Raw genomic sequence first — 14,159 nt, 5'->3', positions numbered from 1 at the left:
AGATGAATATTTTTTTCTGCCCATTGAAACGCAAAACCCCTAATCATTGGATGTCCAACTTTCGGGGTTCACTTCACGAAGGCGGCTTCTTTGATGCGGGATTTTTTACTAACTTTGTGTCGCCGGTTTCCCAAGGGACTCTTTCGCCAACTCCTCGGCAGACTTACTTTTCAGCACCGTCCAGATAACCACCGCACCCATCAGGTCGAAAATAGCCAGTACGGCGAACAGCGGGCTGAAGCCGATGGTATCCGCCAGCGCACCCACCACCAGTGCAAACATGGTGCTCGCGGTCCAGGCGGCCATGCCGGTCAGGCCGTTGGCGGTTGCCACTTCATTACGACCAAAGACGTCAGACGAGAGCGTAATCAGCGCGCCGGACAGGGACTGGTGAGCAAAGCCACCGATGCACAGCAGGGCAATGGCGACGTACGGGCTGGTGAACAGGCCGATCATGCCTGGGCCGATCATCAGCAGCGCCCCCATTGTCACGACCATTTTACGGGAAACAATCAGGTTCACGCCAAACCAGCGCTGGAACAGCGGTGGCAGGTATCCCCCCACGATACAGCCCAGGTCAGCGAACAGCATCGGCATCCAGGCGAACATCGCGATCTCTTTCAGGTTAAAGCCGTAGACTTTGAACATGAAGAGCGGGATCCACGCATTAAAGGTACCCCAGGCTGGCTCAGCCAGGAAACGTGGCAGGGCGATACCCCAGAACTGACGGGTGCCGAGGATTTGCCAGACAGACATTTTTTTGCCGTTGTTGGTCTGATGCTGCGCTTCCTGACCGCCAATGATGTAGTCACGCTCTTCTTCAGACAGTTTTTTCTGATCGCGCGGGTGCTTATAGAAAACCAGCCACGCCATTGCCCAGGCAAAACTCAGCACGCCAGAGATGATGAACGCCATTTGCCAGCTGTGCATCACGATAGCCCACACCACCAGCGGTGGCGCAATCATCGCACCGATGGACGAGCCCACGTTGAAGTAACCGACCGCAATGGAACGCTCTTTCGCCGGGAACCACTCGGAGCTGGCTTTCAGCCCTGCGGGGATCATCGCGGCTTCTGCCGCGCCGACCGCACCACGAGCCAGTGCCAGCCCACCCCAACTGCCTGCCAGTGCGGTTGCACCACAGAAAATTGCCCAGGCGATAGCGAAGAAGGCATAACCGATTTTGGTACCGAGAATATCCAGCACATAACCTGCAACAGGCTGCATGATGGTATAAGCCGCGGAATAAGCGGCAATGATGTAGGAGTATTGCTGCGTGGAAATATGCAGCTCTTCCATCAACGTTGGCGCTGCAGCTGCCACGGTGTTACGCGTCAGGTAGCCCAGCACGGTGCCTAACGTCACCAGTGCGATCATATACCAACGTAACCCTTTAATTTTACGCATCTAAAACCTCATCGTTATGTTATTTCCGCGCCAGAGCACGGCAACCTCTCAACCGTTTCCGGGAGCTGTTGTGTAACGGGAGGGGCGTAGCCGGGAGAATGTCCCGGAACGGCCCGAACCTTGCCATAAGTAAGCGTGCATAAGTCGGTATCCGTACCGTTAAACCCGATGCCTCTCACATCGGTAATGCATTCCGTCGGCTGAGTGTTTGCGACGGCGAAAAAGATAACTTGTCATACAACTTCAAAAGGTGAGTGACATCACAAATGTATGATTCTTTGTAGGGACATTATCTGTTGTGTGCAAAGCTAGTTCTGGCGCGGCCTGGAGAAGGGTTTACTCCATTTAGGGTAATTTATTTGTTGACGTTTATTGATCTCACTCACGAAAAAAGCTTCGGTTGATGGAAATTGGTGTGATAACTTTGCAGCATATGAACATACGCTTTCTGACGCTCCCGTTACGAGGAAGACGATAATGACGCCGTTTATGACCGAAGATTTTCTGTTAGATACTGAATTTGCCCGCCGCCTGTACCACGACTTCGCAAAAGACCAGCCAATTTTCGACTACCACTGCCATTTGCCGCCGCAGCAGGTTGCCGAAAATTACCGTTTCAAAAATCTGTATGACATCTGGCTGAAAGGTGACCACTACAAATGGCGCGCGATGCGTACCAATGGTGTGGCTGAACGTCTGTGTACTGGCGATGCGACTGACCGTGAGAAGTTTGACGCATGGGCAGCGACGGTTCCGCATACTATCGGCAACCCGCTATATCACTGGACGCACCTTGAACTGCGTCGTCCATTTGGCATTACGGGTAAGCTGCTTTCCCCGACAACGGCGGATGAAATCTGGGATCAGTGCAACGCGCTGCTGGCGCAGGAGCAATTTTCTGCGCGCGGTATCATGAAGCAGATGAACGTGAAGATGGTGGGTACGACCGACGATCCAATTGACTCCCTTGAGCACCACGCCGTGATCGCCAAAGACACCGCGTTTGATATCAAAGTGCTGCCAAGCTGGCGTCCGGATAAAGCCTTTAATATCGAACAGGCCACATTCAACGAGTACATGGCGAAGCTGGCAGAAGTCTCTGATACCGACATTCGTCGTTTCGCAGACCTGCAAACCGCGCTGACCAAACGTCTGGACCACTTTGCAGCACATGGCTGTAAAGTCTCTGACCACGCACTGGACGTTGTGCTGTTTGCGGTATCAAACGAAGCCGAGCTGGATAACATCCTGGCGCGTCGCTTGTCCGGTGAATCCCTGAACGAACACCAGGTTGCTCAGTTCAAAACGGCGGTACTGGTATTCCTCGGCGCAGAATATGCCCGTCGCGGCTGGGTACAGCAGTACCACATTGGTGCACTGCGTAATAATAACCAGCGCCAGTTCAAGCTGCTGGGGGCGGATGTGGGCTTCGACTCCATCAACGATCGTCCGCTGGCAGAAGAGCTGTCTAAATTGCTGAGCAAGCAGAACGAACAAAACCTGCTGCCAAAAACCATTCTCTACTGCCTGAACCCGCGCGATAACGAAGTGTTGGGCACCATGGTCGGCAACTTCCAGGGGGAAGGGATGCCGGGCAAGATGCAGTTCGGCTCAGGCTGGTGGTTCAACGACCAGAAAGATGGCATGGAGCGTCAAATGACACAGCTGGCGCAGCTTGGCCTGTTAAGCCGCTTTGTTGGCATGCTGACCGACAGCCGCAGCTTCCTCTCCTATACCCGTCATGAATATTTCCGCCGCATTCTGTGCCAGATGATTGGCCGCTGGGTCCATGCCGGCGAAGCGCCAGCAGATATCCAGTTGCTGGGCGAAATGGTGAGAAACATCTGCTTTAACAATGCGCGTGACTACTTCGCCATTGAACTGAATTAAGGCCGTTTGAGGTTGATATGCAATACATCAGAATCCATTCGCTGGATAACGTGGCCGTAGCGCTGGCGGATCTGACCGAAGGGACGGAAGTCACTTTTGATAATCAGTCGGTCACGTTACGTCAGGCCATTGGACGCGGACATAAATTTGCCCTGATCCCCGTCGCTAAAGGGGAGAACGTGGTGAAATATGGTTTGCCGATTGGCCATGCGCTTGCGGATATTGTGCCGGGTGAATACATTCATTCTCACAATACCCGTACTAATCTGAGCGATCTGGACGAGTACAGCTATCAACCTGATTTACCCGCGAAAGAGAGTCAGGCGGTGGATCGTGAAGTGCAGATCTACCGTCGCACCAGTGGTGAAGTGGGGATCCGCAATGAGCTGTGGATCCTCCCTACTGTCGGTTGCGTGAATGGGATTGCACGTCAAATTCAGACCCGCTTTCTGAAAGAGACCAACAATGCTGAAGGCACCGATGGCGTACATCTGTTCAGCCATACTTACGGCTGTTCACAGCTCGGCGACGACCATATCAACACGCGTACCATGCTGCAAAACATGGTACGCCACCCGAACGCGGGCGCGGTGCTGGTGATCGGCCTGGGCTGCGAAAACAATCAGGTCGATGCCTTCCGTGACACGCTGGGCGAGTTTGACCCTGAACGCGTGCATTTTATGGTATGCCAGCACCAGGATGACGAAGTGGAAGCGGGTATTGAGCAACTCCACCAGCTGTATGAGGTGATGCGCCACGACAAACGCGAGCTGGGCAAGTTGAGCGAGCTGAAGTTTGGTCTGGAGTGCGGCGGGTCTGATGGCCTGTCCGGTATTACCGCCAATCCGATGCTGGGCCGCTTCTCGGATTACGTGATCGCCAACGGCGGCACGACGGTACTGACCGAAGTGCCGGAAATGTTCGGTGCGGAACGTATTTTGATGAGCCACTGCCGCGACGAAGAGACGTTTGAAAAAACCGTCACCATGGTGAATGACTTTAAACAGTACTTCATCGCCCACAACCAGCCGATTTATGAGAACCCGTCGCCGGGTAATAAAGCGGGCGGGATTACTACGCTGGAAGAGAAATCCCTTGGCTGCACCCAGAAAGCGGGGGCCAGCCAGGTTGTTGATGTTCTGCGTTACGGTGAGCGGCTGAAAACGCACGGCCTGAACCTGCTGAGTGCTCCGGGTAACGATGCCGTGGCAACCAGTGCGCTGGCCGGGGCTGGCTGTCACATGGTGCTGTTCAGTACGGGCCGAGGTACCCCTTACGGTGGTTTTGTACCAACAGTGAAAATTGCGACTAACAGCGAGCTGGCGGCGAAGAAAAAACACTGGATCGACTTTGATGCCGGTCAGCTCATTCACGGCAAAGCGATGTCGCCGTTGCTGACGGAGTTTGTAGATACTATCGTGGAGTTTGCCAACGGCAAGCAGACCTGCAACGAGAAGAACGATTTCCGCGAGCTGGCGATCTTTAAGAGTGGTGTGACGCTGTAAGTGTATTGTCGGGTGGCGCTAACGCTTACCCGACCTACTGAACCTTGTAGGCCCGGTAAGGCGTAGCCGCCACCGGGCTTTTCTTTTTAGCTGCGCAGGGCGTTCTTCGCTAAACGCGCGTCTTCCGCCTGACAGGCCGCTGCGGTGAACAGCACGTCGGTAGAGGAGTTCAGCGCGGTTTCGCAGGAGTCCTGCAGCACGCCGATGATAAAGCCGACGGCAACAACCTGCATGGCAATCTCATTCGGGATACCGAACATATTGCACGCCAGCGGGATCAACAGCAGTGAACCGCCCGCCACGCCGGATGCACCACAGGCACACAGCGACGCCACCACACTCAACAGCAATGCAGTTGGCAGATCCACCGGAATACCCAGAGTATGGACTGCCGCCAGCGTCAGGACGGTGATGGTGATGGCCGCACCTGCCATGTTCACGGTGGCGCCCAGTGGGATTGAAACGGAATAGGTATCGCGATCCAGGTTCAGTTTCTCCGCCAGCGCCATGTTCACCGGAATGTTCGCTGCCGAACTACGGGTGAAGAAAGCGTAGACGCCGCTTTCACGCAGACAGGTCAGTACCAGCGGATACGGGTTGCGGCGGATCTGCCAGAACACCAGCAGCGGGTTGATCACCAGTGCCACCAGCAGCATACAGCCAACCAGAACGACCAGCAGCTGCGCGTAGCCCCACAGCGCGTCAAAGCCGGTGGTTGCCAGCGTGGAGGAGACCAAACCGAAGATCCCGATTGGCGCAAAACGAATCACCAGTTTCACCATGAAGGTCACGGCGTTGGACATATCGTTGACCAGATTTTTGGTGCTGTCATTCCCGTGACGCAGCGCAAAGCCCAGACCAATCGCCCAGACCAGGATGCCGATGTAGTTTCCGCTCATCAGCGCCGTAACAGGGTTAGAAACCATGCTCATCAGCAGACCGCGCAGTACTTCCACAATCCCGGATGGCGGTGTGATATCGCCCGCAGCGCTGGTCAGATGCAGCGTGGACGGGAAGAGGAAGCTAAACACAACGGCAGTTAATGCAGCAGAGAAGGTTCCCAGAAGATACAGGAACAGAATAGGGCGAATGTTGGTTTTTTGTCCGTGCTGGTGGTTAGCAATCGATGCCATGACCAGCATCAGTACCAGTACTGGTGCGACGGCTTTCAGTGCGCCAACGAAAAGGGTACCGAGCAGTCCCGTGGCTTCTGCAGCAGGTTTTGACACCATCGCCAGCAGAATACCCAGTACCAACCCGACCAAAATTTGTTTAACGAGGCTGCCCTGCGCCAGGCGCGCGAACAAACCGCTTGATTGTGTGCTCATACGTTATTCCTGAGTGAAATTGCGTTCCATCCTGGATGTGCTCTTAGTCACATTTATGTCCGGATGTCAGTATTTGTTTGCCTGGTTGAGTATCAGGGAAAGCAGCGAAAGGCGGAAGCGTAAAATGCTGGATTTTACGTGTTGCATCATATTTTTTAACTACAACGTTACAAAAATGTGTTCACCCTCTCCCTGTAGGAGAGGGCATCAGTCCGCACTGAACGTTTTACTCCACCTGCTGCTTCTTATCGTGCTGGCGGTTAACCCAGGTATTGATAATCAGCGTCACGATCAGAATGCCAAACACTACGCCGAGCGAAATGGCGATCGGGATATGGTAGAAATCGACAATCAGCATCTTGATACCGATAAATACCAGGATCACCGACAGGCCGTACTTCAGCATTGAGAAGCGCTCCGCCGCGCCCGCCAGCAGGAAGTACATGGCACGCAGGCCAAGAATGGCGAACAGGTTAGAGGTCAGAACGATGAACGGGTCAGTGGTCACGGCGAAGATAGCCGGGATACTGTCTACCGCGAAAATCACGTCACTCAACTCCACCAGAATCAGCACCAGCAGCAGCGGGGTGGCAAACAGCAGGCCGTTCTTACGTACGAAGAAATGCTCGCTCTCGATCTTGTCGGTCATGCGCAGATGACCACGGATCCACTTCACCAGCGGGCGATCGCCAATCGCTGAGCCATCTTCTTTTGCCAACGCCATTTTGACCCCGGTGAACAGCAGGAACGCACCGAAGACATACAGCAGCCATTCAAACTGAGTAATCAGCCAGCTACCGGCGAAGATCATGATGGTACGCAGAATGATCGCGCCCAGCACGCCATAGACCAGCACGCGGCGCTGCAGGGCTGCAGGCACGGCAAAGTAGCTGAACAGCATCAGCCAGACGAAGACGTTATCAACCGCCAGGGCTTTTTCAATCAGATAACCGGTGAGGAAGGCGAGCGCTTGAGGATCGGCCACCGCGCGGCCTTCAGTCGAGGCCAGATACCACCAGAAGGCAGCACAGAAGAGCAGGGAGAGGGTAACCCACACCAGAGACCAGACGGCGGCCTGCTTCATGGTCATGCCGTGCGCGCCGCGCCGTCCCTGCAAAAAGAGGTCGATCGCCAGCATGATGAGCACGACAACCGCGAATCCGCCCCACAACATTGGAGTGCCGACAGAATGCATACTATTTTCCTTACACATAAAAAAACAAAAACGGCTAAGGTCAGAAGACGATAGCCGTTAGCTTTTTATGCATAGACCTCGCCTTCCGGCAAGGTCTCACTTACAACCACGAGGGTTGCCCGGCGACCGGATGCGGTATTGCACGCATCGTAATGACGATCCACCGGCAAGGAAGTTACTCCCCTTTGCGGGTAACAAAATATGTCAGACCATCGGTTTCGTCAATGGTTGACAGGATTTTATTACACAGCTTTACGCGATAGCTTCTGCGCTCACGTCATCTGCCGGGAAGACGACGCCAGTCTGACGGCGGATCTCCGTTTGCAGTTTCGCCGTGGTGCGACTGACCGCGAGTCCTGGGTGGTTCACTTCGTTGTCTTCGACCAGACGGGCAAAGACCTCTGCCTCATAGAGCATAGTGTTAATATGCTGAGGCTGCGTCAGCTCTTGTGCTTTCCCGCCGCGCGGGACAAAGCTCAGCTTCTGACACTCAGAAATCTTTTCGATAACCAGCGATCCCGCTTCACCCTGAATTTCACTTGGCAGCACAGAATCACTCACTTTTGAATGTTGCAGTGTGACGCTGAAATCACCGTAATCCAGCATCACTACGCCGTGCGCATCTACACCGCTTTCCAGCAGGCTGGCTTGTGCACTGACGCTGTGTGGCTCACCCCACAGCGCCACGGCGGAAGCCAGGCAGTAGAAACCGATATCCATAATCGAGCCATTAGAGAAGGCCGGGTTAAAGGTGTTAGGGTTCTCGCCATCGAGGTAACGCTGATAGCGAGATGAGTACTGGCAGTAGTTAATAAAGGCTTTACGCACTTTGCCAATTTTCGGCAGGGACTGCTGCAGCAGCAGGAAGTTCGGCAGGCTGGCGGTTTTGAACGCTTCGAACAACACCACCTGATTTTCGCGGGCAAGCGCAATGGCGGCTTCCACTTCCTGAATATTCGAGGCCAGCGGCTTCTCGCAAATCACATGCTTTTTATGGCTGAGGAACAGCCTGGTTTGCGGGAAGTGCAGGGAGTTCGGGCTGGCAATATAAACCGCGTCAATGGCGTCACTTTTCGCCATCTCGTCGAGCGAGGTGAACAGATGTTCGACCAGGTAATCGTTCGCGAAGGTCTGAGCCTGCTCAAGACTGCGGGAATAGACTGCGGTGAGTTTATATTTGCCGGTTTCGTGGGCGGCGTCGACGAACTGGCGTGTGATCCAGTTCGTTCCAATGACTGCGAAACGTATCATAAACGTTTACGTACTCCGTAGCTGGGAACCTTTAGCCACTGTAGCACGTCATCATGACAATTCGCGTGCGCTACTGCGCATTACCCTTTAACGATAAATGCGTAAGCCACAAACGGGTATCAAACTCCAGCTGATGGTACTGCGGCTCCATATGGCAGCACAGGGAGTAAAACGCTTTGTCGTGCTCTTTCTCTTTCAGATGCGCCAGTTCGTGCACCACGATCATCCGCAGGAACGCTTCTGGTGCGTTACGAAATACGGTCGCAACCCGGATCTCCGCTTTGGCTTTCAGCTTGCCACCCTGCACGCGGGAGATGGCGGTATGCAGGCCGAGGGCGTTTTTCAGCACGTGGATCTTGTTATCGTACATTACCTTGTTGATCGGCGGCGCGCTCTTCAGATACCGGCTTTTCAGATCCTGCGTATACTGCCAGAGGGCTTTGTCGGTCGTGAAATCGTGGGTCCCGGGGTAGCGTTTTTCCAGCACCGCGCCGAGCTTCTGCTCGGCAATCAGGCTGCGAACCTGAGTCAGTAAATGCTCCGGGTAGCCCTGGAGATAAGTAAGTTGGTTCATCAACGCCCCAAATCGACAATAAAACGGTATACTCACGCACCCTTTTCAGGGATACGCCAAATTTTACCATTCAGGAGGGCCGATGAGCCACTTAGACAACGGTTTCCGTTCACTCAACCTTAAACGTTTCCCGGAAACGGACGACGTTAACCCACTTCAGGCGTGGGAAGCGGCAGATGAATATCTGCTGCAGCAGTTGGATGATACTGAAATCAGCGGCCCGGTTTTGATCCTGAATGATGCGTTTGGCGCGCTGGGCTGTGCGCTGGCGGAACATACGCCATACAGCATTGGCGACTCCTATCTAAGCGAGCTGGCGACGCGTGAGAACCTGCGTCATAACGATATCGAAGAATCCAGCGTGAAATTTCTCGACAGCACGGCGGAGTACCCGCAGGCGCCTGGCGTGGTGCTGATTAAAGTACCCAAAACCATGGCGTTGCTTGAGCAACAACTGCGTGCGCTGCGTAAAGTCGTCACCCCTGAAACCCGCATCATTGCGGGGGCCAAAGCGCGTGATATTCACACCTCGACGCTGGAGCTGTTCGAGAAAGTGCTCGGCCCAACCACCACCACGCTGGCGTGGAAAAAAGCGCGTCTGATCAACTGTACCTTCAGTGCACCGGAACTGGCTGATGCGCCAGAGACGCTGAGCTGGAAGCTGGAAGGAACCGACTGGACTATCCACAACCACGCGAACGTCTTCTCCCGCACCGGTCTGGATATCGGGGCACGTTTCTTTATCGAACATCTGCCGGAAAATCTGGAAGGCGAAATTGTAGACCTGGGCTGCGGTAACGGCGTAATTGGCCTGACGCTGCTGGCGAAAAACCCGCAAGCCAGCGTGGTGTTCAGCGATGAATCGCCAATGGCGGTGGCTTCCAGCCGCCTGAACGTGGAAACCAACATGCCAGAGGCGCTGGATCGCTGCGAGTTTATGATCAACAACGCGCTGTCGGGTGTGGAGCCTTTCCGCTTCAATGCCGTTCTGTGTAACCCGCCGTTCCACCAGAAACATGCCCTGACGGATAACGTCGCCTGGGAGATGTTCCACCACGCGCGCCGTTGCCTGAAAATTAACGGCGAGCTGTACATCGTAGCGAACCGCCATCTGGACTACTTCCACAAGCTGAAGAAGATTTTCGGTAACTGCACCACGATTGCCACCAACAACAAATTCGTGGTGCTGAAATCCGTGAAGCTGGGTCGTCGTCGCTAAATCTTCAGTGCCAGCTGGGTGCCCTGCGCAATTGCGCGCCGTGCATCCAGCTCCATCGCCACATCACATCCGCCAATCAAATGCACTGTTTTGCCCGTTTCACGCAGCGGATCGGCCAGATCGCGCTTCGGTTCCTGTCCGGCACATAAAATCACATGATCAACCTGCAGCAGCTGCGGTTCACCGCCGATCAGCACGTGCAGCCCCTCATCGTCGATCTTCTGATAACTGACTGCCGGGATCATCTTCACACCGCGAGAGAGCAGGGTGGCGCGATGGATCCAGCCAGTGGTTTTGCCCAGCCCTTCGCCTAGTTTGCTGGCTTTACGCTGTAACATCACGATCTGACGCGGGCTTTTGGGGAGTTGCTGCCCTTCAGGGCGTAACCCACCGGACTGATTCAGGCTGGTGTCGATGCCCCATTCCACGCAAAACTCGGCAATATTCTGGCTGGTTGCTTCTCCCGGCTGGCTTAAATACATCGCGGTATCAAAACCGATCCCGCCGCAGCCGATAATCGCCACCTTTTCGCCGACCGGTACTTTGTCACGCAATACATCCAGGTAGCTCAACACTTTCGGATGATCGATGCCCTCGATCGCGGGTGTACGCGGGGCGATCCCGCTCGCCAGGATCACTTCGTCAAAATCCACCAGATCGTCTGCTTTCACAAAGTGGTTAAGACGCAGATCGACCCCATTGAGTTCGATCATCCGGCGGTAGTAACGCAGGGTTTCATAGAACTCCTCTTTGCCCGGGATCTGTTTGGCGATATTAAACTGGCCGCCGATCTCCGTTGCGGCATCGAACAGCGTCACGCAGTGTCCCCGTGAGGCGGCATTCACCGCGAATGCCAGCCCTGCCGGACCCGCGCCGACCACGGCGAGGCGTTTTTGGTTGAGCGCCGGTACGACGGGCATTTTGGTTTCGTGGCAGGCGCGCGGGTTGACGAGACAAGAGGTGACTTTGCCAACGAAGATCTGATCCAGACACGCCTGATTACAGCCGATGCAGGTGTTGATCTCATCCGCGCGGCCGCTTTGCGCTTTCGACAGCAGTTCGGCATCGGCCAGGAACGGACGTGCCATCGACACCATATCGGCATCGCCGCGTGAAATAACATCGTCCGCCACCTGCGGATCGTTAATACGGTTGGTGGTCACCAGCGGAATAGAGACTTTGCCTTTCAGCTTGCGCGTCACCCAACTGAACGCCGCGCGCGGCACCGGTGTGGCGATGGTCGGAATGCGCGCTTCGTGCCAGCCGATGCCGGTGTTAATGATGGTTGCACCTGCGGCTTCAATTGCCTGTGCCAGTTGCACGGTTTCGTCTAATGTTCCACCTCCCTCCACCAGATCGAGCATCGACAGGCGGAAGACGATAATAAAATCAGCACCCGCACGTTCACGCACGGCGCGCACCACTTCTACCGCAAAGCGCATGCGGCGGGCATAATCACCACCCCATTCGTCGTCACGATGGTTAGTGCGGGCGGCGAGGAATTCGTTAATCAGGTAGCCTTCTGAACCCATCACCTCGACGCCATCGTAGCCCGCTTCACGTGCCAGCGCGGCGCAGCGGGCAAAGTCATCAATCAGCGCCAGGATCTCGTCGTGGCTGAGGGCATGCGGTTTGAAGCGGTTAATGGGAGCCTGAATCGCCGAGGGGGCGACCAGATTCGGTTGATAGCTGTAGCGGCCGGTATGCAGGATTTGCAGGGCGATTTTCCCGCCTTCATTGTGTACCGCATCGGTCACGATGCGGTGGTGAGGCAGTTGTGACACGTCATTCAACACCGCGCCGCCCTCCATGCCGACACCGGAAGGTGCAGGCGCGACACCACCGGTGACAATCAGCGCCACCCCGTGCCGGGCACGCTCGGCATAGAAGGCCGCGAGACGTTCAGCCCCGTCCGGATGCTCCTCCAGACCGGTGTGCATAGAGCCCATTAATACGCGGTTTTTGAGCGTTGTGAACCCCAGATCAAGGGGGGCGAATAGCGACGGGTAGCGGCTCATAGTGTCTTCCAGTGTAAAATTATTGTTATGTGGTCGGATGAGTTACTAATTTAGCCAGCGTCAGCAGAAAGGTAAAAGCGGGATCAAATGATTGTGATAGAACTCAAAGAACTTCCCCGGTGGCGCTGCGCTTACCGGGGCTACAAAACTTAATCTCCCTCTCCCTCAGAGGGAGCGCACCAGCCCCGGAGCCTGCCACATCGACGTCGTCAGCCCGCTGTCCACCAGCCCAAGCTGGTCGGCATACACCGCCTGCCACTTCTGCATCATGCCGTCGTACAAGTCGCGGTGTTCCGGATTCGGCGTAAACTCCCGGCTCCACTTCACCAGCCGCTCGCCCGTTGAGGCCATATCTGCAAACAGTCCCGCCCCCGTTCCGGCTGCAATTGCACAGCCCAGTGCCGTGGCCTCTTTCACTTCCGGAACACGTACCGGCAGCCCGGTGACGTCGCTTAAAATCTGGCTCCACAAGACGCCTTTCGCTCCCCCACCGGCGAAGACGAGGCTCTCAAACGTCACGCCGGAAAAACGCGAAATCTGTGCCAGATTGCAGGCCGAAACTATCGCGGCGTTCTCTTCCAGTGCACGGAACAGCGTCGCTTTGTTACACTTTTCCGGGTCGATGGAGAGGTTAATAAACGATGGTGCAGCGTGATACCACTGCTTAAAATGCATGGCATCAGAGAAGATCGGCATCACCCCATGTGAGCCCGCAGGCACGCGGCTGGCCATCTCTTCCAGCAGGGTGTAAGTATCCATGCCCATCCGCTCAGCAATCAGCTTTTCCTCTGCGCAGAAGGCATCACGGAACCAGCGCATCGTCAGCCCGGTAAAGAAGCTGATTGACTCCGCCTGAACCATACCAGGAATAACATGTGGGTTTACGCGGATGTTCATCTCAGGATCGGTTCGTACCTGCGGCAGGTTGACCACCTGTTGCCAGAAAGTCCCGCCTAACACTGCCGTTTGCCCGGCGCGCACCACACCCAGCCCCAGACACCCAAGCTGCACGTCACCGCCACCCATTACCACCGGCGTCCCTTCGCGCAGGCCGCTCTGCTGCGCAGCGGTTTTGGTGATCGCGCCCAGTACGGTGCCGGTTTCTTTTACCGGGGAGAGGATATCGGCGCGCAGCCCGGCCATGTCCAGCAGTGCGGGTCGCCAGTCGCGGGAGAAGAGATCCAACATGCCGGTGGTGCCGGCGTTAGACGGGTCGACCGCCAGCTCGCCGGAGAGTTTCGCCGCCAGCCAGTCGCTGATCATGGTGATGGTCGCCGCTTTGCGGTAGATATCCGGACGATGGTGCGCCAGCCAAAGCAGGCGCGGCATGGCACTCAGGGCCAGGGTCTGTCCGGAGACGTCATACACTTCGGATTCAAAACGGTTGTCGTGGATCTCTTTGAGTTCAGCCACCTCGCGACTGGCGCGGGCGTCGACATTGGCGCAGGCCCAGATGGCTTCACCGTTGCGGTCATACAGCACAATTCCCTCGCGCATTGAGCAACAGGCAACGGACTGAATATCCGCCGCGCTCAGTCGCGCACGTTCCAGCGCCTGGTGAATGCACTGACAAGTGAGCTGCCAGTTGGTGTCGAGGTCAAATTCCATCGAGCCCGGCACGTTCTCCACGCTCAGGTGTTTCCACTCGGCCTGGCCGACTGCAATCTGGTTGCCCTGCAAATCAAAAATAACGGCGCGAACGCTGCCTGTCCCTGCATCTAACGCTAAAAGGTAACTCATGAGCTTGCCTCGTGTCAGGCGCAGGGCTGCTC

10 protein-coding genes are annotated in these 14,159 nt (G+C 55.6%); 3 read left to right on the top strand and 7 right to left on the bottom strand.

The annotated features are described in order from the left end of the window. Nucleotides 1–108: 108 nt before the first annotated feature. The gene (locus V6E55_RS12965) at nt 109–1,407 is read right to left on the bottom strand and encodes an MFS transporter (RefSeq protein WP_114978800.1); all 1,299 of its coding nucleotides are present in this window, start codon (nt 1,405–1,407) and stop codon (nt 109–111) included. A 477-nt stretch (nt 1,408–1,884) separates the two neighbouring features. Here V6E55_RS12965 and uxaC point away from each other — a divergent pair, with 477 nt between their 5' ends. Next, complete coding sequence (gene uxaC / locus V6E55_RS12960) at nt 1,885–3,297, top strand: glucuronate isomerase (protein ID WP_316943002.1); 1,413 nt, start codon at nt 1,885–1,887, stop codon at nt 3,295–3,297. Between the two features lie 17 nt (nt 3,298–3,314). After that, entirely contained in the window at nt 3,315–4,802 is a 1,488-nt protein-coding gene (locus tag V6E55_RS12955) for a UxaA family hydrolase (protein ID WP_316943001.1), read from the top strand. Between the two features lie 86 nt (nt 4,803–4,888). Here V6E55_RS12955 and sstT read toward each other — a convergent pair whose 3' ends face one another. From sstT to V6E55_RS12935, 4 genes are all read right to left on the bottom strand, one after another. Beyond that, nucleotides 4,889–6,130: a serine/threonine transporter SstT gene (gene sstT, locus V6E55_RS12950; protein ID WP_129994916.1), complete on the bottom strand. Its 1,242-nt coding sequence runs from the start codon at nt 6,128–6,130 to the stop codon at nt 4,889–4,891. Nucleotides 6,131–6,356: 226 nt separating this feature from the next. Continuing rightward, on the bottom strand, nt 6,357–7,325 hold the full coding sequence (locus V6E55_RS12945; RefSeq protein WP_114978796.1) for a TerC family protein: 969 nt from the start codon (nt 7,323–7,325) through the stop codon (nt 6,357–6,359). Between the two features lie 252 nt (nt 7,326–7,577). Beyond that, nucleotides 7,578–8,576: a Gfo/Idh/MocA family protein gene (locus V6E55_RS12940; protein WP_316943000.1), complete on the bottom strand. Its 999-nt coding sequence runs from the start codon at nt 8,574–8,576 to the stop codon at nt 7,578–7,580. A gap of 70 nt (nt 8,577–8,646) precedes the next feature. Beyond that, entirely contained in the window at nt 8,647–9,150 is a 504-nt protein-coding gene (locus tag V6E55_RS12935) for a YgjP-like metallopeptidase domain-containing protein (RefSeq protein ID WP_129994919.1), read from the bottom strand. 82 nt (nt 9,151–9,232) lie between these two features. Between V6E55_RS12935 and rlmG the strand changes: the two genes are divergently transcribed. Beyond that, nucleotides 9,233–10,369, top strand: a complete 1,137-nt coding sequence (rlmG, locus tag V6E55_RS12930) for a 23S rRNA (guanine(1835)-N(2))-methyltransferase RlmG (RefSeq protein ID WP_028017110.1) — start codon at nt 9,233–9,235, stop codon at nt 10,367–10,369. On the opposite strand, the gene V6E55_RS12925 is transcribed toward rlmG, so the two are convergent. Both V6E55_RS12925 and lsrK read right to left on the bottom strand, forming a co-directional pair. Next, nucleotides 10,366–12,387, bottom strand: a complete 2,022-nt coding sequence (locus V6E55_RS12925) for an NADPH-dependent 2,4-dienoyl-CoA reductase (RefSeq protein ID WP_316942999.1) — start codon at nt 12,385–12,387, stop codon at nt 10,366–10,368. The two genes, rlmG and V6E55_RS12925, sit on opposite strands and share 4 nt — an antisense overlap. Nucleotides 12,388–12,552: 165 nt before the next feature. After that, nucleotides 12,553–14,127: an autoinducer-2 kinase gene (gene lsrK / locus V6E55_RS12920; protein ID WP_316942998.1), complete on the bottom strand. Its 1,575-nt coding sequence runs from the start codon at nt 14,125–14,127 to the stop codon at nt 12,553–12,555. Between the last annotated feature and the right edge of the window lie 32 nt (nt 14,128–14,159).

Source organism: Enterobacter sp. 342 (assembly GCF_036663495.1).
In the GTDB taxonomy this organism is placed as follows: domain Bacteria; phylum Pseudomonadota; class Gammaproteobacteria; order Enterobacterales; family Enterobacteriaceae; genus Enterobacter.
Note: the sequence above shows the minus strand (reverse complement) of the source record. Positions and strands in the feature narration are given on the sequence as shown.